Annotated in this window: 23 protein-coding genes and 1 other annotated feature; of the genes, 12 read left to right on the plus strand and 11 right to left on the minus strand. The window is 57.6% G+C overall.

What is annotated here, in order from left to right; translation table 11 throughout:
* Positions 1 to 20: 20 nt before the first annotated feature.
* A complete protein-coding gene (locus RTX96_RS01080) occupies positions 21 to 1,130 on the minus strand; it encodes a branched-chain amino acid ABC transporter substrate-binding protein (protein ID WP_312669877.1) in 1,110 nt (369 codons plus the stop codon).
* A gap of 264 nt (positions 1,131 to 1,394) precedes the next feature.
* Positions 1,395 to 3,500: an elongation factor G gene (gene fusA / locus RTX96_RS01085; RefSeq protein ID WP_312669878.1), complete on the minus strand. Its 2,106-nt coding sequence runs from the start codon at positions 3,498 to 3,500 to the stop codon at positions 1,395 to 1,397.
* Positions 3,501 to 3,722: 222 nt separating this feature from the next.
* Here fusA and RTX96_RS01090 point away from each other — a divergent pair, with 222 nt between their 5' ends.
* Positions 3,723 to 4,031, plus strand: coding sequence for an ArsR/SmtB family transcription factor (locus tag RTX96_RS01090; RefSeq protein WP_042389919.1), 309 nt, complete (start codon positions 3,723 to 3,725; stop codon positions 4,029 to 4,031).
* Positions 4,032 to 4,109: 78 nt separating this feature from the next.
* Here RTX96_RS01090 and RTX96_RS01095 read toward each other — a convergent pair whose 3' ends face one another.
* The 4 genes from RTX96_RS01095 to dacD form a co-directional block, all read right to left on the minus strand.
* Entirely contained in the window at positions 4,110 to 4,451 is a 342-nt protein-coding gene (locus RTX96_RS01095; RefSeq protein WP_103819187.1) for a DUF496 family protein, read from the minus strand.
* Between the two features lie 166 nt (positions 4,452 to 4,617).
* The gene (locus tag RTX96_RS01100; protein WP_312268150.1) at positions 4,618 to 5,676 is read right to left on the minus strand and encodes an FUSC family protein; all 1,059 of its coding nucleotides are present in this window, start codon (positions 5,674 to 5,676) and stop codon (positions 4,618 to 4,620) included.
* A gap of 148 nt (positions 5,677 to 5,824) precedes the next feature.
* A complete protein-coding gene (sbmC, locus tag RTX96_RS01105) occupies positions 5,825 to 6,298 on the minus strand; it encodes a DNA gyrase inhibitor SbmC (protein WP_312669879.1) in 474 nt (157 codons plus the stop codon).
* A 120-nt stretch (positions 6,299 to 6,418) separates the two neighbouring features.
* Complete coding sequence (gene dacD, locus RTX96_RS01110; protein WP_141092930.1) at positions 6,419 to 7,588, minus strand: serine-type D-Ala-D-Ala carboxypeptidase DacD; 1,170 nt, start codon at positions 7,586 to 7,588, stop codon at positions 6,419 to 6,421.
* A gap of 200 nt (positions 7,589 to 7,788) precedes the next feature.
* On the opposite strand from dacD, the gene sbcB reads away from it, so the two are divergent.
* Positions 7,789 to 9,213: an exodeoxyribonuclease I gene (sbcB, locus tag RTX96_RS01115; RefSeq protein WP_312669880.1), complete on the plus strand. Its 1,425-nt coding sequence runs from the start codon at positions 7,789 to 7,791 to the stop codon at positions 9,211 to 9,213.
* A 157-nt stretch (positions 9,214 to 9,370) separates the two neighbouring features.
* On the opposite strand, the gene RTX96_RS01120 is transcribed toward sbcB, so the two are convergent.
* From RTX96_RS01120 to RTX96_RS01130, 4 genes are all read right to left on the minus strand, one after another.
* Positions 9,371 to 10,729, minus strand: coding sequence for an APC family permease (locus RTX96_RS01120; protein ID WP_181016582.1), 1,359 nt, complete (start codon positions 10,727 to 10,729; stop codon positions 9,371 to 9,373).
* Complete coding sequence (gene yoeI, locus RTX96_RS20830) at positions 10,719 to 10,781, minus strand: membrane protein YoeI (protein ID WP_103819469.1); 63 nt, start codon at positions 10,779 to 10,781, stop codon at positions 10,719 to 10,721. Before yoeI ends, RTX96_RS01120 begins: the two co-directional genes overlap by 11 nt.
* A gap of 212 nt (positions 10,782 to 10,993) precedes the next feature.
* On the minus strand, positions 10,994 to 11,923 hold the full coding sequence (locus RTX96_RS01125; protein ID WP_312669881.1) for a LysR substrate-binding domain-containing protein: 930 nt from the start codon (positions 11,921 to 11,923) through the stop codon (positions 10,994 to 10,996).
* Positions 11,924 to 11,966: 43 nt separating this feature from the next.
* Entirely contained in the window at positions 11,967 to 12,791 is an 825-nt protein-coding gene (locus RTX96_RS01130; RefSeq protein WP_103819179.1) for an SDR family oxidoreductase, read from the minus strand.
* A 174-nt stretch (positions 12,792 to 12,965) separates the two neighbouring features.
* Here RTX96_RS01130 and hisL point away from each other — a divergent pair, with 174 nt between their 5' ends.
* The 9 genes from hisL to hisIE all read left to right on the plus strand — a co-directional run bounded on the left by hisL (position 12,966) and on the right by hisIE (position 20,268).
* Positions 12,966 to 13,016 carry a his operon leader peptide gene (gene hisL, locus RTX96_RS01135; protein WP_001364200.1) on the plus strand — a complete coding sequence of 17 codons (51 nt, stop codon included), beginning with the start codon at positions 12,966 to 12,968 and terminating at the stop codon, positions 13,014 to 13,016.
* Positions 12,992 to 13,115 (plus strand) — a sequence feature (His leader region). Its footprint overlaps the gene before it by 25 nt.
* Positions 13,116 to 13,150: 35 nt before the next feature.
* On the plus strand, positions 13,151 to 14,050 hold the full coding sequence (hisG, locus tag RTX96_RS01140; RefSeq protein ID WP_103819178.1) for an ATP phosphoribosyltransferase: 900 nt from the start codon (positions 13,151 to 13,153) through the stop codon (positions 14,048 to 14,050).
* Between the two features lie 98 nt (positions 14,051 to 14,148).
* Entirely contained in the window at positions 14,149 to 15,453 is a 1,305-nt protein-coding gene (gene hisD / locus RTX96_RS01145) for a histidinol dehydrogenase (protein WP_312669882.1), read from the plus strand.
* Positions 15,450 to 16,511, plus strand: coding sequence for a histidinol-phosphate transaminase (hisC, locus tag RTX96_RS01150; protein ID WP_312669883.1), 1,062 nt, complete (start codon positions 15,450 to 15,452; stop codon positions 16,509 to 16,511). The genes hisD and hisC overlap by 4 nt, the downstream gene beginning before the upstream one ends.
* Positions 16,508 to 17,575, plus strand: coding sequence for a bifunctional histidinol-phosphatase/imidazoleglycerol-phosphate dehydratase HisB (hisB, locus tag RTX96_RS01155; RefSeq protein WP_312669884.1), 1,068 nt, complete (start codon positions 16,508 to 16,510; stop codon positions 17,573 to 17,575). The genes hisC and hisB overlap by 4 nt, the downstream gene beginning before the upstream one ends.
* Entirely contained in the window at positions 17,575 to 18,165 is a 591-nt protein-coding gene (hisH, locus tag RTX96_RS01160) for an imidazole glycerol phosphate synthase subunit HisH (RefSeq protein ID WP_103819174.1), read from the plus strand. Before hisB ends, hisH begins: the two co-directional genes overlap by 1 nt.
* Positions 18,165 to 18,902, plus strand: a complete 738-nt coding sequence (gene hisA / locus RTX96_RS01165) for a 1-(5-phosphoribosyl)-5-[(5-phosphoribosylamino)methylideneamino]imidazole-4-carboxamide isomerase (RefSeq protein ID WP_103819173.1) — start codon at positions 18,165 to 18,167, stop codon at positions 18,900 to 18,902. Before hisH ends, hisA begins: the two co-directional genes overlap by 1 nt.
* Positions 18,884 to 19,660, plus strand: coding sequence for an imidazole glycerol phosphate synthase subunit HisF (hisF, locus tag RTX96_RS01170; RefSeq protein ID WP_312669885.1), 777 nt, complete (start codon positions 18,884 to 18,886; stop codon positions 19,658 to 19,660). The genes hisA and hisF overlap by 19 nt, the downstream gene beginning before the upstream one ends.
* The gene (hisIE, locus tag RTX96_RS01175; RefSeq protein WP_312669886.1) at positions 19,654 to 20,268 is read left to right on the plus strand and encodes a bifunctional phosphoribosyl-AMP cyclohydrolase/phosphoribosyl-ATP diphosphatase HisIE; all 615 of its coding nucleotides are present in this window, start codon (positions 19,654 to 19,656) and stop codon (positions 20,266 to 20,268) included. The genes hisF and hisIE overlap by 7 nt, the downstream gene beginning before the upstream one ends.
* Positions 20,269 to 20,377: 109 nt before the next feature.
* Here the strand turns inward: hisIE and wzzB are convergent, their stop codons facing one another.
* On the minus strand, positions 20,378 to 21,358 hold the full coding sequence (gene wzzB, locus RTX96_RS01180; RefSeq protein WP_312669887.1) for an LPS O-antigen chain length determinant protein WzzB: 981 nt from the start codon (positions 21,356 to 21,358) through the stop codon (positions 20,378 to 20,380).
* Positions 21,359 to 21,551: 193 nt separating this feature from the next.
* Here wzzB and RTX96_RS01185 point away from each other — a divergent pair, with 193 nt between their 5' ends.
* Entirely contained in the window at positions 21,552 to 22,556 is a 1,005-nt protein-coding gene (locus tag RTX96_RS01185) for an NAD-dependent epimerase (protein ID WP_312669888.1), read from the plus strand.
* The last annotated feature ends 1 nt before the right edge of the window (position 22,557 follow it).

Here is a 22,557-nt window from a genome sequence, read left to right on the forward strand (position 1 = left end):
CTCGCCCCCGGTGGATGGGATTACAGCTGGTGATATTTGCCCTTGTCATCCCACTGATAGACGACATAGTCCGAGACCTTGAGATCGCCCTTTCCATCCCAGGCTTTCGGCCCCATCACCGTATCCACGCTGTTGGACTTCAGCCAGGCGCTGGCTTTCTCGTTGTCTTTGCCGACGGCGTTATAGGCGGCGGCGATAGCCTGAATAGAGGCGTAGGCATAGAGGGTGTAGCCTTCTGGCTCAAAGCCTGCGGTGCGGAACTTTTCAATCACCGCTTTACCCGCCGGGATAGTGCGCGGATCTTTACCGAAGGTCATCAGTACGCCGTTAGTGAACTGCGCTCCGCCTGCAGCCGTCACCAGCTCCTCGGTCACCACGCAGTCGCCGGAGAAGAATTTCGCCTCCACGCCCTGCTCGCGCATCTGACGTATCAGCGGCCCGGCCTCCGGATGACAACCGCCAAAGTAGACCACGTCAGGCTTCAGCGCGCCCACCTTAGTGACTAGCGCGTTGAAATCTTTTTCGCCACGGGATAATCCCTCATAGAGCACCTCTTTGACGCCACGCTTCTCCAACGCCGCGCGCATCGCGTCCGCCAGCCCCTGGCCGTAGGTGTCCTTGTCGTGGATCACGGCAACTTTTTTTGCTTTTAGCACGTCGAGGATATAGTTTGCCGCCACCACGCCCTGCTGATCGTCGCGGCCGCACATGCGAAACATGTTTTGCATGCCCCGCTCGGTAATTTGCGGGTTAGTTGATCCGGGGGTAATGGTCAGGACACCGGCTTCGTCATAAACCTCCGACGAGGGCATTGTGGAGGAGGAGCAGAAGTGGCCCACCACGGCAGAAACCTTCTCTTCGTCTACCAGCCGGTTGGCCACCGCCACCGCCTGCTTGGGTTCGCAGGCGTCATCCCCCTGCACCAGCACGATCTTCTCGCCCTTGATGCCGCCCGCCGCGTTGATATCTGCCGCCGCCTGGGTTGCCCCTTTCCAGTACTGTGCCCCGTAGGTTGCGTTGGGGCCGGTGAACGGCCCGGCTACGCCGATGGTGATATCCGCCTGCGCATAAAACGCAGCACCCAGGCAGCTCAGCAGAGCAAGCGGTAACGTAAGCGTTTTGATAGACATGTGTTAATCCTCAGCACGGTTCAGAACCCGACGCCAGCGGCGGCGTGGAAGAGGTCGCCATCACATGGCTGGCTGGGCTACGCGGTGTCCGGACCGTCCAGAATCTTAAACATAGCTGTGGGAAAGTGAGCCTGCGCACCCCGCTTGTACAAATTTGCAGCGGAGATCACTGAGTTGAGCGATTTTACCGCTGCAATGAAAAAAATGAGCGCCCCGGCAGGGTTAGCCATGCCGGGGCGCGTTTAGCGGGAGTCATTTAGCCGGTTATGCGGTTTTTGCCCGGCTGGCAATAATGCTCTCTGCCACGTTACGCGGCGCTTCTGCATAGTGGTGGAACTCCATGCTGTAGGTGGCGCGTCCCTGGGACATTGAGCGCAGCGTGGTGGAGTAGCCAAACATCTCCGCCAGCGGCACGTCGGCGCGGATAATCTGGCTCCCCAACCGCTCATCCATCCCCTGAACCATGCCGCGGCGGGAAGAGAGATCCCCCATCACGTTCCCGGCATACTCCTCAGGCGTCTCTACCTCCACGTGCATAATCGGCTCGAGAATGGCTGGATCGGCACGCTTAGCCCCCTCTTTAAAGCCGAAAATCGCCGCCATTCTGAAGGCCAGCTCCGAGGAGTCGACGTCATGGTAGGAGCCAAAGGTCAGCGTCGCCTTGATATCCACCACCGGGTAACCCGCCAGCACACCGCTGTTGATCGCCTCCCGCAGCCCTTTTTCCACGGAAGGAATAAACTCACGGGGCACGACGCCGCCCTTGGTGGCATCCTCAAAGATAAAGCCTTTGCCCCCCTCCAGCGGCTCCAGGGTCAGCACCACGTGGCCGTACTGCCCTTTACCGCCAGACTGGCGGACAAACTTGCCTTCGATATCCTTCACCGTTTTGCGGATCGTCTCCCGGTAGGTGACCTGCGGGCGACCAATGTTGGCCTCCACGCCAAACTCCCGCCGCATGCGGTCGACGATAATCTCCAGATGCAGCTCGCCCATGCCGGAGATGATGGTCTGGCCCGACTCCTCATCGGTATGCAGATGGAACGAGGGATCCTCCGCTGCCAGCCGCTGCAGGGCGATGCCCATCTTCTCCTGATCCGCCTTGGTCTTCGGCTCAATCGCCAGGGAGATCACCGGATCGGGAAACTCCATACGTTCCAGGGTGATAACCGCCTCCGGAGCGCAAAGCGTGTCGCCGGTAGTGACATCCTTCAGCCCGACGCAGGCGGCAATATCCCCTGCCCGCAGCTCGTCCACCTCGTGACGGTCGTTGGCGTGCATTAGCACAATGCGCCCGATGCGCTCCTTCTTGCCCTTAACCGGGTTCCACACCGCGTCGCCTTTTTTAAGCACGCCGGAGTAGACGCGGATAAAGGTGAGCTGGCCCACATAGGGATCGGTCATCAGCTTAAAGGCCAGAGCAGAGAACGGCTCGCGATCGTCCGGATGGCGCTCGGCAGTCGCCCCCTTCTCATCCACGCCTTTAATGGCGGGAATATCAAGCGGGGATGGCATCAGCTCGACCACCGCATCAAGCACGCGTTGTACCCCTTTGTTTTTAAAGGCGCTGCCGCAGAGCACCGGCTGGATCTCACCGGCTACGGTGCGGGCACGCAGGCCACTGATGATCTCCGCCTCCTCCAGATCGCCGTTTTCCAGATACTTATCCATCAGCTCTTCGCTGGCCTCCGCCGCCGCCGAGACCATTTTTTCACGCCACTCTTTTGCCGTTGCCAGCAGTTCGTCCGGCACCGGCGCATAGCTGAACGCCATCCCCTGGGTAGCGTCGTCCCAGATGATTTCCCGCATCTTGATAAGATCGACCACGCCAGTGAAGTGCTCTTCTGCCCCGATAGGGATCACAATCGGCACCGGGTGCGCCTTCAGGCGGTCGATCATCATCTGTACCACGCGGAAGAAGTCTGCCCCGGGGCGGTCCATCTTGTTGACGAAGGCCAGCCGGGGCACGTGGTACTTGTTGGCCTGCCGCCAGACGGTCTCCGACTGCGGCTGCACGCCGCCCACGGAGTCGTAGACCATTACCGCGCCGTCCAGCACGCGCATAGAGCGTTCTACTTCGATGGTGAAGTCAACGTGGCCGGGGGTGTCGATGATGTTGATCCGATGCGGCTCAAAGCCCCGGTCCATACCGGGCCAGAAGCAGCTTACTGCCGCAGAGGTAATGGTAATTCCGCGCTCTTGCTCCTGCGCCATCCAGTCTGTCGTCGCTGCGCCATCGTGAACTTCACCGAGCTTATGGCTCATGCCGGTGTAAAACAGGATCCGTTCAGTGGTGGTGGTTTTGCCGGCATCAATGTGGGCAGAAATACCAATGTTGCGATAGCGCTCGAGGGGGATGGGTCGGGGCATGATGCGTCCTTAGTCAGTTTGACAGTTAGCGGCCAGAGCGGCCATTTGGGTTTAACGTCCTCATCATAGTCCAACTGTACGAGTATATACGAACTATTTTAGCTATAGTTATGGAAGATAATCTCGCTGCCGCGGTCGCATAGCACTCGCCGTTGGGTTTAGGTATAGTATGCGTCAGCCAGCTTGCTGGTCACTATTTGTGCTTATTGACTCAGGAACACTATGATTGCCAGCCATCCCGATCGGGCAAAAATCCGCCTCGAAAATGTACTGTTCGCGCTGGGAAATCCGCTGCGCCTGGAGATAGTCAGAACCCTGGCGGATGAAGGAGAGCAGGCCTGCGGGTCACTGCGCAAGGACGTGGCAAAATCGACCATGACCCACCACTGGCGTGTGCTGCGTGACAGCGGCGTGATCTGGCAGCGTCCGCAGGGCCGGGAAAACCTGATCTCACTGCGGCGGGACGATCTCGATGCTCGCTTTCCGGGGCTGATGGATATCCTGCTCAATGCCATCCATGCCGAGCAGTAGGCTAACCGTTAGGTAAAGAAGGAGCTGAGGAGAGGGTAAAGGCCGGATGGCGGCGATGCCAGATCCGGCCGGAAGGCGTTACTCGTCTTTCGCTTCAACAACGGCGTGCTTCAGCTCGCCCATTGTCTTCAGCTTTTTAGAGATTTCACGGCGCTCTTTCGAAATTTCAGCGTTTTTGATGATGTAATCATCTACGCGGTCTTCGTAGTCGCTTTTCATGCTGGCGATGATGCCCTGGATCGCTTCAACGCTCATCCCCGGCTTGATGTAGTCGCTCAGGTTATCCAGCAGCAGAACGCGTTTCTGGTTATCACGGATCTTTTTCTCAACGTCCTGAATTTCACGCTGTAGTTTGTTCTTACGGCGGAACAGACGCACGAACTCCAGAACGTCCTGGAATGACGGCTTAGTAGTTTCCATTTTTACACCCCTGCTAATATCAGATTCGGATTCGTTAAAGCAACCGCTGTAGGGTAAACATACTTTTAGCCGTTGCTGATGACAATGATTTTATCCCTCTAAATATCATAACGCTAAATTAGGCTGAATCGAAACAACCTACCGCTGATTTGCCTACGGATGCGGCTTATTTGCGCAGCGCCCGGCAGATAAGATGCGAGAGCAGCTCCAGCTGCCGCGCCAGCTCCATGCTTAACCACACGTAGCCGTGCATCGGGGTTTCCGCCAGGGTCTCATCTTTATGTTGCTGAATCAGCTCCCGCAGCTCGGCCACAATCTCATTAAGCCGCTCGCTATTGGCAAGGATTGGCTGCGGATTCCCCTCGTAGAGCGCATGCGCGATGGTGAGCAGCGTTTGCTGCGTCATGGTCTGCGTTTCGCGGATCGTCCTGGCGTTAAGCATCACAAAGTGGCTGGCTCGCGACGCCCAGTGGGCGTTGATCTGCAGCTCTAGCATGCACACCATGTTACGGCTCACGGTCTGAATAGCTTCAAAGATCGCTTTCTGAATGTGCGTCTCCTTGCTGGCAGGCACAATCAAACCGCGCATCTTCACCACGTCGTTGAGGATGTTTTGCAGATGCTTCTCCAGCCGCGGGCGCTCCACCAGGTTCGGCGAAAAGCCCGCCTGGTAGACTCGGTTGAAGGCGGTGACGTAGTTTGCCATCTGGATGCGCCAGTGCAAAAACGCCCGCTGCGGCCAGATGCCGGTAAACAGCATCGCCAGCAGCGAGCCTAAGATCACATCGCCGCCGCGCCACAGGGCGATGTTCATATCCCCTGCCGGGGCGCCTACCACCACCGCGAGCGTAATACCGATCAATAGCGCCTGGTAAGGCTTCTTGCCCAGCGCCAGCCAGCCGCAGAGAAACATTGCGGCGGCGCACCAGAGCAGCATCAGCGGCAGGGAGATCAGCTCCAGCTTTAGGGCAATCAGCCCCAGCGCCGAGCCGAGGATAGTGCCGCCGATACGCTCGTAAGCGCGCGGCACCACGTTTCCCCAGAAGGAGATCGGCCCCATAACCACTACCAGGGTGATCAGCGGCCATGTCCCCTCCGGGATGTCCAGCAGGCGCACCAGCAGAAAGGTGAGGATAAACGCCAGCGCTATCCTGGCCCCGTGCACGAGGCGATAGTGACGATACAGGCGTATTTCAAAGGGGCTGAGTGATTTGTCGGTGCGCACCACGCTCTCCGGCTAAAACGACAAAGGCGCAATTGTAGCGAATTTTCGCGCCGGGGCCTCAGTGTTGTTACTGAAAACCCCGTTAAAAATAGTTATTCATTGAGCAAAACAGTTAAACAGACCTTCATCATCAACAGCAAGCCTGTGCTTACAGTGATTTAGGCTCAACGGGAATGTGCATCTCAACGTCCCAGTAGCCGCTGCTATTGTCCGCATTCAGGTAGCGCTCAAAACAGGGCCGGGCAGCAATCTGGTAGTAGGCATCCGGAAGCAGGCTGTCAAAAAAGAGATCCCATGTTTTCTCAAACTCTTCGTTATAGACCCGCGCCCGGGCGACGGCGTACTGGCCGCCGGGCAGTTCGCTCAGGATCACGCCTTCGCTGTTTTCCGGTACGGTAAAGCCCTCAGGAACCGAAATGACCGTGTCGGCACGCAGCTTCTCCGGTGGCACTTCGTCAGGGTTATCGTAGTAGACGGCGATCCACTCCTGCGGCTGTAGATTCTTCGTTTGCACCCAGAGGGTGAGCTGCTCAAAACCCTGCTTAACGGTCTTTTCCCACGGTCCTACCAGATGAAACCCGGCAATGATGCGCTTATCAAGCTGTCTGATACTGTAGTCCATGCTGCCTCCGCGATGATTGCTGTATGGATATACACTCTCTCTTATTAAGGGTTTAGTGTCACCCTTTGCCTGTTCAGTATGCGAGCAGACTCGCAGAGTTGCCAGCCTGCCCGCAGATCGTTACAGAACGTGGTGCAGGTAGTCGCTCATCCGGGAGAAAATCCCCCCTTTCTCGACCGCTTCCAGGGTCACCAGCGGTGAGCGGGCAATCAGCTTGTCTTTATCGTACAGCTCCACTTCGCCTACCTGCTGGTTTGCAGGCATCGGTGCTTCCAGCTCATGGCTACTTAGCACGTACTTAGCTTTGATATGGTCCAGATCGGACTTCGGCAGCGCCAGCCAGAAGTCGCGATCCGTGCCCAGCGCTACCTTCTCTTTGTCACCGTACCAGACGCGCTCGTTCCCTACCTGTTTTCCCTTATGCAGGATCTGCACGGTATCGAAGTTGTCATCACCCCAGTGCAGCAGCTTACGCGCCTGCTCCTCACGTCCTTTCGGGCTTTCACCCCCCATCACCACCGCAATCAGCCGCCGCTGACCATTGACGCTGGAGGCGATAAGGTTGAAGCCAGCCCCGGAAGTATGGCCGGTTTTCAGGCCGTCGACGTTAAGCGACTTATCCCACAGCAGGCCGTTACGGTTCTGCTGGGTAATGCCGTTCCAGGTCAGACTCTTCTCGCTATACATGTGGTAGAACTCAGGCTCACCGTGGATGATGGCCCGAGAGAGCACGGCCAGATCGTAGGCCGAGCTGTGCTGGCCCGGCGCATCCAGGCCGTGGACAGTTTCAAAATGGGTATCGCGCAGGTTGAGCTTCTGCGCGTAGCTGTTCATCATCTTCACAAACTGCGGCTGTCCTCCAGCGACATAGTCCGCCAGCGCTACGCAGGCATCGTTGCCAGAGTCAACGATCAGGCCACGGCTGAGGTCACGCACCGAAATGCGATCCCCCGGCTTGATAAACATCAGCGAGGAGCCATCAAATACCGGATTTCCCTTCGCCCAGGCGTCTTTACCAACGGTAACAATATCGTCCGGCGTGATGCGCTTGCTATCAATAGCGCGGTCAACCACGTAGCCGGTCATCAGCTTGGTCAGGCTTGCTGGATTACGCTGCTGATGTTCATTGCCTGCGGTCAATATCTGCCCCGTGGTGTAGTCCATTAATACCCAGGCACCGGCCTGGATCTGCGGAGGCTGTACAGCGAAAGAGAGATCGGCAGCCAGTGCAGAATTCACGCAAACAGCAAGGAGGGAAGCGGCAATAAACAGACGGCGTTTCAAGAGGATATCCTTAAGGTCGTACAAAAGAGCTGACCTTTTTACGGAAAATGTTGTGTCGGGTCCTGGAACAATTGCAAACAAATGTGACAAAGAGGGAGAGAGACGGAAGCCGCTACGCAGTACAGGTAAAAATAACGCTTTTATTTCTGCTTAGCAGGCAGCATGGTTTACCATAAAGAGGACATACAACAACAGGACGATTTCAGGTGTCAGATTCCGCTGCGCAGCCCACTTTTCTTTTTCACGACTACGAGACCTTCGGTACCAGCCCGTCGCTAGACCGGCCGGCGCAGTTCGCCGCGATCCGTACCGACGAGGCGTTTACGCCTATCGGCGAGCCGGAGGTGTTCTACTGCCAGCCTGCCGATGACTATCTGCCGCAGCCGGAAGCCGTGATGATCACCGGTATTACGCCGCAGCTCGCCCGGGAAAAAGGAGATAATGAAGCCGCCTTCGCCAGGCGGATCCACGACATCTTCACCGTGCCGGAGACCTGCGTGGTGGGCTATAACAACGTCCGCTTCGATGACGAAGTCACGCGCAATATTTTCTACCGCAACTTCTACGATCCCTATGCCTGGAGCTGGCAGCACGGCAACTCCCGCTGGGATCTGCTGGACGTGATGCGCGCCTGCTACGCCCTGCGGCCGGAAGGTATCAACTGGCCGGAAAACGATGATGGCCTGCCAAGCTTCCGCCTGGAGCACCTGACGCAGGCTAACGGCATCGAGCACAGTAATGCCCACGACGCGATGGCGGATGTCTACGCCACCATTGCTATGGCACAGCTGGTCAAAGCCCGCCAGCCCAAGCTGTTTAACTACCTCTACACCTACCGCAGCAAACAGAAGCTGACCACGCTGATCGATGTGCCGCAGATGAAACCGCTGGTGCATGTTTCCGGCATGTTCGGCGCCGACCGGGGCAATACCAGCTGGGTTGCACCGCTGGCCTGGCACCCGGAGAACCGAAACGCAGTGATCATGGTGGATCTGGCCGGGGATATGTCTCCTCTGCTGGAACTGGACGCCGACGCGCTGCGCGAGCGTCTCTATACGCCTAAGGCGGATCTGGGCGATGAGTCCGCCGTACCGGTGAAGCTGGTGCATCTTAATAAGTGCCCGGTGCTGGCGCAGGCGAATACGCTGCGTCCAGAAGACGCCGATCGGCTGGGTATTAACCGCCAAGCCTGCCTGGCGAACCTGCAGATCCTGCGCGATAACCCAGTGATTCGGGAGAAAGTGCTGGCTATCTTTGCTGAAGCAGAGCCGTTTGTACCTTCGGAAAACGTTGACGCCCAGCTATACAATGGCTTCTTTAGCGATGCCGATCGCGCAGCAATGAAAATCATACTGGCGACCGATCCGCAAAACCTGCCGGCGCTGGATATCACCTTTGCCGACAAGCGCATTGAGAAGCTGCTGTTTAACTACCGGGCGCGCAATTTCCCCGGCACGCTGGATGAGAACGAGCAGCAGCGCTGGCTCCAGCATCGCCGTAACGTCTTTACGCCGGAGTTCTTGCAGGCATGGGCGGAGGAGCTGGAGGCGCTTTACCAGCAGCACGCAGGCGATAGCGAGAAGCTGGCCCTGATTAAAGCGCTCTATCAGTATGCGCAAGAAATCGTGTGAATAAAGATCGTAGGTTGGGCAAGGCAGAGCCGCCGCCCGACATGAGCGACACCGCCGGATGGCGCTGCGCTTATCCGGCCTACTCTCTGACATCCAGCATCGCATAAAAAAAGCCAGCTTCTCAGCTGGCTTCTCTTTTTACTTACGGCTTAGCGCATTACGCAACGTCTTCGTACTGCGGAACCGGGTTGCGGAAGCTTTTGGTCACGCAGGCCAGATAGACCAGACCAATACCGCCCCAGATCAGGCCCAGAATCATTGAGCTCTCTTCCAGGTTCAGCCACAGCGCGCCCACGGTCAGGGCACCACACAGCGGCAGGATCAGGAAGTTGAAGTGATCTTTCAGCGTCTTGTTACGCTTCTCACGGATCCAGAACTGCGAGATCACCGACAGGTTAACAAAGGTGAAGGCCACCAGCGCACCGAAGTTGATCAGCGCCGTCGCGGTGACCAGGTCAAAGTTAATCGCCAGCAGAGCAATCGCGCCAACCAGCAGCACGTTCCAGGCCGGGGTACGCCATTTCGGGTGCACGTAGCCAAAGAAGCGGCTCGGGAATACGCCGTCGCGACCCATCACATACATCAGGCGAGAAACGCCCGCGTGCGCCGCCATACCGGAAGCCAGTACGGTGATGGTCGAGAAGATCAGCACGCCGAACTGGAAGGTTTTACCCGCCACGTAGAGCATGATTTCCGGCTGCGACGCATCAGGATCTTTGAAGCGGCTGATGTCCGGGAAGTAGAGTTGCAGGAAGTAGGAGGCCACGATAAAGACCAGGCCGCCAATCAGCGCCGTCAGGAAGATCGCTTTCGGGATCACGCGCTCGGCGTCTTTGGTCTCTTCCGACAGAGAGGAGATGCCGTCGAAGCCCAGGAACGAGAAGCACAGAATGGTCGCACCGGTGATCATCGGCACTACGTGCGCGCCTTCTGACCAGAACGGACGGGTGCTGGTCAGCGTACCCGCGCCTTCGCCGTGCGCTACACCATAAACAATCAGACCGACGATAGCTGCCACAATACCCATCTGCAGAATAACGATCAGGGTGTTGAAGTTGGCAACGGATTTAATGCTGCGCAGGTTCGAGATGGTCATAAAGGCCACCAGCGCCACCACAAAGATCCACGACGGCACGCTGGGCACCAGCGCTTCGAAGTAGATTTTAGCCAGCAGGATGTTGATCATCGGCATGAACAGGTAGTCCAGCAGCGACGACCAGCCCACCATAAAGCCAACGGCCGGGCTAATGGATTTCTGGGCATAGGTATAGGCTGAGCCAGCAGACGGGAAACGACGCACCAGTTTACCGTAGCTCAGCGCAGTAAAGAGAATAGCCACCAGCGCAAACGCATACGCGGTCGCGACATGACCATCGGTCAGACCAGAGACAATGCCGAACGTATCGAACAGCGTCATCGGCTGCATATAGGCAAGACCCATCATAACAACCGGAATCAACGTAAGCGATTTACGCAGTTCCACGCGAGAGGTTTTTGGAGTAACGTTATGCGACATGGTCAGCCCCCATTACGGCGAATGCCGTCGCAATAGCAAAAAATTGCCCCATTTTGTTTCTTTCCTCAGCGACAACGACTGTCGGTTTTTAAATGTGTATCTATCCGGTACGAAGCCCGGCCTCTTGGTTTTAAATGACGTTTTGATGCAAAAAAATAACCGACGCGTTTAACGTCGGTTAGTGTCATTTTTTGCAGGCGACATATTTTGCCCCAAAGTGAGGCGCGATGACAAGATGGTATACCACCATCAGGCCATTCTTTTTTAACGCATGCCTGATTCACGGCCACTCACCGAATCGTAAACGCCAGCGATCGCACTACTTGCTAAAATTTCCGTGCACCACCAGCCGCTTGCCAGCCCTGCAGTCTGCTCATTCCAGCCAATCCATACCGGTTCGGCTGGCATCTGCGCGACCACCCGCTTCTCTACCAGCGCACCGCTGTTCAAAAAAAGCTGTGCCAGGTAGCGTGGCAGATAACCGCAGCCAAGACCGCCAATGAGCAGATCCAGTTTAGCCTTAAAATCAAAAACGGCGATCGCCTCCTGATCCTCCAGCAGCAGTTGGGAACGCGAACAGCCTGGACTCGCCTCCCCCACTACGATAGCGCGGTGGCGTTTGATCTCTCGCCGGGCAAGCGGCTCTGCCGCCTGGGCCAGCGGATGGTGGGGGGCTACGGCAAATACCTGCTCGAGGCTGCCGAGGCGGGCAAAGCCAAATCCGCTTAGCGGAGGGGGGTCGTGCAGCGCGCCGACGATAATATCGGCTCGCCCTTGAATCAATGCCTCCCACGAGCCGGACAGCACGCCGTTGATAAATTTTAGCCGGGTGACACTGTGCTGCTGATAAAAGACGTCGATAAGCGGCAGCAGCAGCGAGAAGGGAAAAGTATCATCCACACCAATGGTGAGATAGTTCTCCCAGCCCTCGTTGAGCTTAATAGCCTGCTTCTCCAGCTCGCGCACCGTATGCAGCACCTCGCGCCCCTTCTCCAACAGCATCTGGCCGGTACGGGTAAATTTTGCCCGATGGCCGCTGCGGTCAAGAAGCTGGATGTTGAGATCGCTCTCCAGCTTATGCACGGTGTAGCTCAGCGCGGAGGGCGTTTTGTAGAGCTTCGCCGAGGCCGCGGCAAAGCTGCCCTCTTTTTCGAGGGCATCAAGGATAACGAGAACATCCAGCAATGGTTTCATGTTCGCCCCATAGGGTATGCGATCAGTCCCCAGGCTGCTGCCCCTACTCCATCGGCATGATCAGCGGATCGGGGTACTGGTATTCAAACCCTAATTCATTGGTGATGCGGCTTCCATCAACGAGCTTGCCTTTGCTGCCGGCTCCGCTCTCGGTAAACAGCGGCGGCTCGAGGCCCAGCTGACGTGCCATCACCGGGTAAAATTCGGATCGCGCCGGGTGTCGGGGGGCGCATAAATTGTAGATATGCCCCCCTTTCGGCGCCTGCAATAACAGCGTAATCGCGGCGATAACGTCCTCCAGATGCACCAGATTGACGCCGTGGCCTCCGTCAGGGGCGGTTTTACCGGCAAAGAAGCGGCCCGGATGGCGGCCCGGCCCGACCAGCCCGGCAAGGCGTAAAATATCCACCGAGGTACCCGGCAGATTGTGCAGCCACTCCTCCAGCTCTTTTAAGGTACGCCCGCTTTGGGTCACTGGTTGCAGCGGCGTGCTCTCTTTGACGTTGCCCTCTGCATTACCGTATACCGAGGTTGAACTGGTAAAGATAATGCGCGGAATACGCCTCGCCAGCGCGCTGTCGACAATCTCCTGCACCGCCTGCAAATAAAAGGTGTCCCCGCTGCCGCTCCGCCGGGCGGGCAGCGTGACCACCAGCGCATCTACGTTCATTAACGCTTCCAGATCGTCGGCGTCGCACACCAGCTCCGGTTCAAGCTTCAGCGGGTAGCTTTCAATACCGCACATGCGCGCCGCCTCGACGCCGTCCTGGGTGGTTTTACTGCCGGTAACCTGCCAGCCCTTTGACTGCAGCGAGAGCGCCAGCGGCATCCCCAGCCAGCCTAAACCGACAATCGCGACTTTTTTCATCCTTAATTCTCCCGGCTTTCATACGTTAGGATTAAGGCTACGCCAGGCAAGCGCAACTGACAATTCAGGAAGCAAGATGAAATGATTTAATGTTGAAAAAAAGCCCTTGCTTTCAGCGGGCAAAGTGGTTTAGGTTAACTGACAAGACATGAATAAGCATTCATTGGAAATTTTATGACACGCGTTCAATTTAAACACCACCATCATCACCATCATCCTGACTAGTCTTTCAGGCGATGTGTGCTGGAAGACGTTTGGATCTTCCAGTGGTGCATGAACGCATGAAAAAGCCCCCGGAAGATCCTCTTCCAGGGGCTTTTTTTTGAACCTAATTCAGGCAGGATAAGAGGATAAGCAGAATGTTAGATAACTCCCGTTTACGCATAGCTATGCAGAAATCTGGCCGTTTAAGCGATGATTCTCGCGAACTGCTGGCCCGCTGCGGCATTAAAATCAATCTGCACACTCAGCGCCTGATTGCGCTGGCAGAGAACATGCCTATCGATATTCTGCGCGTGCGTGACGACGACATTCCTGGGCTGGTTATGGACGGCGTAGTGGATCTCGGCATTATCGGCGAGAACGTGCTGGAAGAGGAGCTGCTGACCCGCCGCGCTCAGGGCGAGGACCCGCGTTACTTTACCCTGCGCCGCCTCGATTTCGGTGGCTGTCGCCTGTCGCTGGCTACTGCCGTTGACGAGCCGTGGGATGGCCCGGCGGCGCTGGACGGTAAACGTATCGCCACCTCCTATCCGCACCTGCTGAAGCGCTACCTCGATCAGAAAGGCGTCTCCTTTAAATCTTGCCTGCTGAACGGCTCCGTCGAAGTGGCTCCGCGCGCTGGCCTGGCCGATGCCATCTGCGACCTGGTCTCGACCGGGGCGACCCTTGAGGCCAACGGCCTGCGTGAGGTAGAGGTCATCTACCGCTCTAAAGCCTGCCTGATTCAGCGCGACGGCGAAATGCCTGCGGCCAAGCAGCAGCTGATCGACAAGCTACTGACCCGTATCCAGGGCGTCATTCAGGCCCGCGAATCAAAATACATCATGATGCATGCCCCGACCGAGCGTCTGGAAGAGGTGATTGCCCTGCTGCCGGGTGCCGAGCGTCCGACCATTCTGCCGCTGGCGGGCGATCAGCAGCGCGTGGCGATGCACATGGTAAGCAGCGAGACGCTCTTCTGGGAGACGATGGAGAAGCTGAAGGCGCTGGGGGCCAGCTCTATTCTGGTGCTGCCGATTGAGAAGATGATGGAGTAACAGCAGTTTTAATGTGCCCGGTGGCGCTGCGCTTACCGGGCCTACAGGTCTTGTAGGCCGGATAAACAACGTGCCATCCGGCAAAAAGGAAAACGATTATGAGCTTTAATTCCATTATCGACTGGAGTATATGTAGCGACGATCGGCAGCGCGATCTGTTGATGCGCCCGGCTATCTCTGCCTCGGAGAGCATCACCCGCACGGTGGTGGAGATCCTCGACAACGTTAAAGCGCGCGGCGACGATGCCCTGCGCGAGTACAGCGCTAAATTTGATAAAACCGAGGTCGGCGCGCTGAAGGTTACCGCGCAGGAGATCGCCGACGCCAGTGCCCGCCTGGGGGACGATATCAAGCAGGCAATGGCCGTGGCGGTGAAGAACATCGATACCTTCCACCAGGCGCAAAAGCTCCAGCCTGTGGATGTGGAAACGCTGCCCGGCGTGCGCTGCCAGCAGGTGACGCGTCCGATTGCCTCCGTGGGTCTCTATATTCCCGGCGGCTCCGCGCCGCTCTTCTCAACGGTGCTGATGCTGGCCACCCCGGCGCGCATCGCGGGCTGCCAGCGGGTGGTGCTCTGCTCGCCGCCGCCGATTGCCGATGAGATCCTCTATGCCGCCAGCCTCTGCGGCGTGCAGGAGGTCTTCAAGGTCGGTGGAGCGCAGGCTATTGCCGCCCTGGCCTTTGGCACCGAATCCATCCCCTCAGTGGATAAGATCTTTGGCCCAGGCAACGCCTTTGTGACCGAAGCGAAACGCCAGGTAAGCCAGCGGCTGGACGGGGCGGCGATTGACATGCCTGCCGGGCCTTCCGAGGTGCTGGTGATTGCCGACAGCGGCGCAACGCCGGATTTCGTCGCCTCGGATCTGCTCTCCCAGGCCGAACACGGCCCTGATTCCCAGGTGATCCTGCTCACGCCGGACGCGCAGATGGCCGCCGCGGTCGCCGATGCCGTTGAGCGCCAGCTGGCCGAGCTGCCCCGCGCCGAGACCGCGCGCCAGGCGCTGGCCGCCAGCCGCCTGATCGTCGCACAGGATTTGGCTCAATGCGTGGCTATCTCTAACGCCTACGGCCCGGAGCACCTGATTATTCAGACCCGCGATGCACGTTCGCTGGTGGACGGCATCACCAGCGCCGGATCGGTGTTTCTCGGCGACTGGTCGCCAGAGTCGGCGGGGGACTACGCCTCGGGGACCAACCACGTGCTACCGACCTATGGCTATACCGCCACCTGCTCAAGCCTCGGACTGGCGGATTTCCAGAAGCGCATGACGGTGCAGGAGCTCTCCCGCGAGGGCTTCTCCGCGCTGGCGGCGACCATTGAGACCCTGGCGGCGGCCGAGCGCCTGCACGCCCACAAGAATGCCGTTACCCTGCGCGTTAACGCCCTTAAGGAGCAAGCATGAGCATCGAAGAATTAGCGCGCGAGAACGTGCGAAACCTGACGCCCTACCAGTCTGCTCGCCGCCTGGGCGGTAAAGGCGACGTCTGGCTGAACGCCAACGAATTCCCTACCCCGGTGGCCTTTGAGCTGACCCAGCAGTCGCTCAACCGCTACCCGGAGTGCCAGCCGAAAGCAGTGATTGAGGGTTACGCCCGCTATGCTGGCGTGCAGCCGGAGCAGGTTCTGGTCAGCCGCGGCGCGGATGAAGGTATCGAGCTGCTGATCCGCGCCTTCTGCGAACCGGGCAAGGACGCAGTGCTCTACTGCCCGCCGACCTACGGCATGTACAGCGTGAGTGCCGAGACCTTCGGCGTCGAGGCGCGCACCGTTCCGGCGCTGGAGAGCTGGCAGCTCAACCTGGACGGCATCGCCGACGCCCTCGACGGGGTGAAGCTTATCTATGTGTGCAGCCCTAACAACCCAACCGGGCAGATTATCGACCCGCAGGATATGCGTGCCCTGTTAGAGATGACCCGTGGCAAAGCGTTGGTGATTGCCGACGAGGCCTACATTGAGTTCTGCCCGCAGGCGACGCTCAGCGGCTGGCTGGCAGAGTATCCGCACCTGGTGATCCTGCGCACCCTGTCGAAAGCCTTTGCGCTCGCCGGCCTGCGCTGCGGTTTTACCCTGGCAAGCCAGGAGATTATCGCCCTGCTGCTGAAGGTGATTGCCCCCTACCCGCTCTCGACGCCGGTCGCGGAGATCGCCGCCCAGGCGCTCTCCCCGGCGGGCATTGATGCCATGCAGGGACGTGTGGCGCAGATCCTTAATGAACGCCGCTACCTGATTGAGCAGCTGCGCACCATTCCCTGCGTGGAAACGGTGTTTGATTCAGAAACCAACTATATTCTGGTGCGTATGACTGCCTCAAGTGCAGTATTTAAATCCCTGTGGGATCAGGGCATTATTCTACGCGACCAGAACAAACAACCCTCTTTAAGCGGCTGCCTGCGGATCACCATCGGCACCCGGGAAGAGAGCCAGCGCGTCATCGACGCCCTACGTGCGGAGCAAGTATGAGCCAGAAGTACCTTTTTATTGACCGTGACGGCACCCTGATTAGCGAGCCGCCGAGCGACTTCCAGGTCGATAGCTTTGAAAAACTGGCCTTTGAGCCAGACGCTATTCCGGTGCTGCTGAAGCTACAGGCCGCAGGCTTTAAGCTGGTCATGATCACCAACCAGGATGGGCTGGGTACGGCCAGCTTCCCGAAGGAGCACTTTACCGGCCCGCACAACCTGATGATGCAGATCTTCACCTCCCAGGGCGTAGTTTTTGATGAAGTGCTGATCTGTCCGCACCTGCCCGCCGACGAGTGCGACTGCCGCAAGCCGAAGGTCAAGCTGGTTGAGCGCTACCTCGCTGACGAGGCGCTGGACAAAGCCAACAGCTATGTGATTGGCGATCGGATGACAGACGTGACCCTGGCCGAAAACATGGGCATCACTGGCCTGCGCTACGATCGCGAGACGCTTAACTGGCGCGCCATTGGCGATCGGCTGACCAAACGCGATCGCTATGCCCACGTCGAGCGCAAGACCAAAGAGACGCAGATTGACGTGAAGGTGTGGCTGGATCGTGAAGGTGGCAGCAAGATCAACACCGGCGTTGGCTTCTTTGACCACATGCTGGATCAGATTGCCACCCACGGTGGGTTCCGCATGGAGATTCAGGTGAAGGGCGATCTCTATATTGACGATCACCACACCGTAGAGGATACCGGCCTTGCGCTCGGCGAGGCGCTGAAGCTGGCCCTCGGCGACAAGCGCGGCATCAACCGCTTTGGTTTTGTTCTGCCGATGGACGAGTGCCTGGCCCGCTGCGCGCTGGATATCTCCGGACGTCCGCACCTTGAATACAAGGCCGAGTTTACCTACCAGCGCGTGGGCGACCTGACCACTGAGATGGTTGAGCACTTCTTCCGCTCGCTCTCTTACACGATGGCCGTCACCCTGCACCTGAAAACCAAGGGCAAAAACGATCACCACCGCGTAGAGAGCTTGTTTAAAGCCTTTGGCCGTACGCTGCGCCAGGCGATCCGTGTGGAAGGCGATACCCTTCCCTCCTCTAAAGGAGTGCTGTAATGAACGTGGTGATCCTCGATACCGGTTGCGCCAACCTGCACTCGGTGACATCCGCGATTGCCCGCCACGGCTACGCGCCGGTGGTAAGCCGCGATCCGGACGTGGTGCTGCGCGCCGATAAGCTCTTTTTGCCCGGGGTGGGTACGGCGCAGGCCGCAATGGATCAGATCCACCAGCGCGATCTGGTCAACCTGATCAGAGCCTGCACCCAGCCGGTGCTCGGGATCTGCCTCGGCATGCAGCTGCTGGGCAGCCGCAGCGAAGAGACCCACGGCGTTGAGCTGCTGGGGATTATTGATGAGCCGGTGGTCAAGATGGAGGACGTCGGCCTGCCGCTGCCCCATATGGGCTGGAACCGCGTCTACCCGAAAGCGGGCGATCGCCTGTTTCGCGGCATTGAGGATGGGGCTTACTTTTACTTCGTGCACAGCTACGCCATGCCGGTGAACGCCCAGACCATCGCCCAGTGCCACTACGGCGCGCCCTTCACTGCCGCCGTGCAGAAGGATAACTTCTACGGCGTCCAGTTTCATCCGGAGCGCTCTGGCGCGGCGGGCGCGCAGCTGCTGAAAAACTTCCTGGAGATGTAATGATTATTCCAGCGTTAGACTTAATTGATGGCACGGTAGTACGCCTGCATCAGGGTGACTACGCGCAGCAGCGCGACTACGGTAACGATCCGCTGACCCGCCTGCAGGGCTATGCTGCCGAGGGCGCAGAGGTGCTGCATCTGGTTGATCTCACCGGGGCGAAAGATCCGGCTAAGCGGCAGATCCCGCTGATTAAAACCCTGGTGGCTGGCGTAAACGTGCCGGTGCAGGTCGGCGGCGGGATCCGTACGGAAGAGGACGTTGCCGCGCTGCTGGCGGCGGGCGTCGCCCGTGTGGTGGTCGGATCGACCGCGGTAAAATCTCCGGAGACCGTTAAGGGCTGGTTCACGCGTTTCGGCGCAGAGGCGCTGGTGCTGGCGCTTGACGTGCGCATTGACGCCGAGGGCGTAAAGCAGGTCGCGGTCAGCGGCTGGCAGGAGAACTCCGGCGTTTCGCTGGAGGAGCTTATTGAAATTTATCAGCCCGTTGGCCTGAAGCATGTCCTGTGCACGGATATCTCCCGCGACGGTACCCTGGCGGGCTCCAACGTCTCGCTGTATGAAGAGGTGTGCGCGCGTTATCCGCAGATCGCCTTCCAGTCCTCTGGCGGCATCGGCGGGCTACAGGACATCGCCGCCCTGCGCGGTACCGGCGTACGCGGCGTGATCGTTGGCCGGGCGCTGCTGGAAGGCAAATTTAACGTAACGGAGGCGATCCAATGCTGGCAAAACGGATAATTCCCTGTCTGGACGTGCGCAATGGCCAGGTGGTAAAAGGCGTACAGTTCCGCAACCATGAGATCATCGGCGAAATCGTGCCGCTGGCAAAGCGCTATGCCGAGGAAGGCGCAGATGAGCTGGTCTTTTACGATATCACCGCTTCCAGCGATGGGCGCGTGGTGGATAAGAGCTGGGTCTCCCGGGTAGCGGAAGCCATTGATATCCCCTTCTGCGTGGCAGGCGGGATTAAATCCGTTGACGATGCGGCGCAGATCCTCTCCTTCGGCGCGGACAAGATCTCCATCAACTCGCCAGCGCTGGCCGATCCTGAGCTGATTACCCGGCTCGCCGACCGCTTTGGCGTGCAGTGTATCGTGATCGGCATCGACACCTGGTTTGATGAAGCCACCGGCAAGTATCACGTTAATCAGTATACCGGCGACGAGAGCCGTACCCGCGTCACCACCTGGGAGACGCTGGACTGGGTGCAGGAGGTACAGAAGCGCGGCGCGGGTGAGATTGTGCTTAACATGATGAACCAGGACGGGGTGCGCAACGGTTATGACCTGACGCAGCTGAAAAAGGTGCGCGAAGTATGTCATGTTCCGCTGATCGCCTCCGGCGGTGCGGGAACCATGGAGCACTTCCTGGAAGCCTTCCGGGACGTTGATGTGGACGGCGCGCTGGCCGCTTCCGTCTTCCACAAGCAAATTATTAATATTGGTGAACTAAAAGCGTACCTGGCACTGCAGGGCGTGGAGATAAGGATATGTTAACAGAGCAACAACGCAGCCTGCTGGACTGGACTAAAACCGATGGGCTGCTGCCTGCCGTGATCCAGCACGCGGTGTCCGGTGAAGTGTTAATGCTGGGCTATATGAACCAGCAGGCGCTGGCGAAAACCGAAGAGAGCGGACTGGTCACCTTCTACTCGCGCACCAAGCAGCGCCTGTGGACCAAGGGTGAAACCTCCGGTAACGTGCTTAACGTGGTCAGCATCACGCCGGACTGCGATAACGACACGCTGCTGGTGCTGGTCAACCCCGTCGGGCCGACCTGCCACACCGGCACTACCAGCTGCTTTGGTGAAGAGAAGAGCCATCAATGGCTGTTCCTCTACCAGCTGGAGCAGCTGCTGGCGGCGCGCAAAAGCGCCGATCCTGCCAGCTCCTATACGGCGAAGCTCTATGCCAGCGGTACCAAGCGCATTGCGCAGAAGGTGGGTGAAGAGGGTGTTGAGACCGCCCTTGCCGCGACCGTTCATGACCGCGAAGAGCTGACTAACGAAGCGTCCGATCTAATCTACCACCTGCTGGTGCTGCTGCAGGATCAGGATTTGGATATGACGACGGTCATCGAAAATCTGCGTAAGCGGCATAAATAAAAAAGACCGGGGAAGACCGGTCTTTTTTTGTAGGATACAGTGCTGATCGGGTCGCTTGATGTCGGGTGGCGGCTGACACCTTACCCGCCCGGCAAATAGCGCAGCGCCATCAGACGCGTGACTGGTAGTTACGCAGCGTGTTACGCCCCAGTACTACCCCGGAGCCGATAATCCCGCCCAGCAGCACAGCAAGGATCAGGATAATGGCTTTTTTCGGGCTATCGCGACGAACAGGCAGGTTCGGCTTCATAACGTAACGATAAGCATGAATGGTTGTCGGGTCGAGTTTCAGCTTCTCGATATCCAGCATATTCTGTTTGTTCTGGTAGTAGGCAGTGGAGAAAGTTAACGGACGAGACGCTTCATTCTCCATCATGGAGTTAAGCGCATCGCTGCCTAACAGGAACATGCTTTCCTGTGTGACGTCTTGCGTCTGCTGGATCCGCGGCGTGGTCACTTTGGCCGCCTCGGCATATTTCAGCGCCTCGGCAATCTGCTTCATACGCAGATCTTTCTGCTCCTGGGCCACCGTCTCCATGTTTTCTATGGAGTCGTTAAGGGTCTTAAGCTGCTGCTTGATGTTATCGTTAAGGTCAACCACCAGCTCTTTCGCGATTTGCTCATCCACCTGCTGAATATATTGAGCGAGCTGCTTTTGCGCCGCGTCCGCCGATTCAGCAACGTAAGAGACGTTTAACGGCAGGTTTTGCCCCTTCACGGTGGGTTCAATGGTTAATGTTTCCGGTACGTCCTGGTTATCTAGCGCTTCGGAAAGGGCACTAAAAGCAGAATTAAAACGACTGATGGCCCGGTCCTGAACATCGAGCATCTTCGGGGCCGCGCCACCGTAGATGATATTCAGCGCGTTGCTGTAGGTCGCAATCTGCGCCGCATCAGGCTGGGTAATAATCGCCGTCGAGGTCCATTTCTCCTTGGCAACGAACAAATAGGCTACAGCAAGAAGAATAAAAACGACGATAAATGCACCAATTGTCCACTTACCCCGCCACAATTGCATTACTAAATCAATCAAATCAATCTGTTCCGGGTCACTGCTTCTGCTGACCACGTTATTGTTGCTTTGCGTCATACGATCCTTAACGGCAAAAAGCGCAAAAAAGAGATTTATTTATGTAGTGTATCGTCTGCTGTAGAATTTTCTATAGGAATACGGTCTGTTATATCGAAAAGATTGGTTTGGTAACCCGTGTCTGGCACGTTATCATAGCCGCCATCCCGGTACTCTCAAGTACCCGCAAGATAAAGTATTAATGAGGATCGATATGAAATTTTTGGTAACCGGCGCGGCAGGTTTTATCGGCTCAAATGTCAGCAAGCGTCTGCTCGACGCCGGGCATCAGGTCATTGGCATTGATAACCTGAATGATTACTACGACGTGAACCTGAAACAGGCGCGCCTCGATCACCTTGCAAATGGACGCTTTACCTTTCGTCAGCTTGACTTGGCAGACCGTGAAGAAATGGCGACACTGTTCGCTGAAGAGAAGTTCGACCGCGTTATCCACCTTGCCGCCCAGGCTGGGGTGCGCTACTCGCTGGAAAACCCGCATGCTTATGCCGATTCTAATCTGGTAGGCCATCTGAACGTACTGGAGGGCTGCCGCCACAACAAGGTACAGCACCTGCTCTATGCCTCTTCAAGCTCCGTGTATGGCCTGAACCGCAAAATGCCCTTCTCCACTGACGATTCGGTTGATCACCCGGTTTCACTCTATGCGGCGACCAAAAAAGCCAACGAACTGATGTCGCATACCTATTCCCATCTTTATAACCTGCCGACCACCGGCCTACGCTTCTTTACCGTCTACGGCCCTTGGGGCCGCCCGGACATGGCGCTGTTCAAATTCACCAAAGCGATGCTCGAAGGTAAAAGCATTGACGTCTATAACTATGGCAAGATGAAGCGTGACTTCACCTATATCGATGATATTGCTGAAGCCATTATTCGCCTTCAGGATGTGGTTCCGCAGGCAGACACCAGCTGGACGGTAGAAAGCGGTTCCCCGGCAACCAGTTCTGCGCCCTACCGTGTCTATAACATCGGCAACAGCTCACCGGTTGAACTGATGGACTACATCACGGCGCTGGAAGAGGCACTGGGTATTGAAGCAGAAAAAAATATGCTGCCGATTCAGCCAGGTGATGTGCTGGAAACCAGTGCCGATACCCAGGCGCTGTATGACGTGATTGGCTTTAAACCGCAAACCTCCGTCAAAGAGGGGGTGAAAAACTTCGTGGAGTGGTATCGCGAATTTTATAAAGTTTAAA

The sequence above is a fragment of the Pseudescherichia sp. genome, from assembly GCF_032052675.1.
In the GTDB taxonomy this organism is placed as follows: domain Bacteria; phylum Pseudomonadota; class Gammaproteobacteria; order Enterobacterales; family Enterobacteriaceae; genus Pseudescherichia.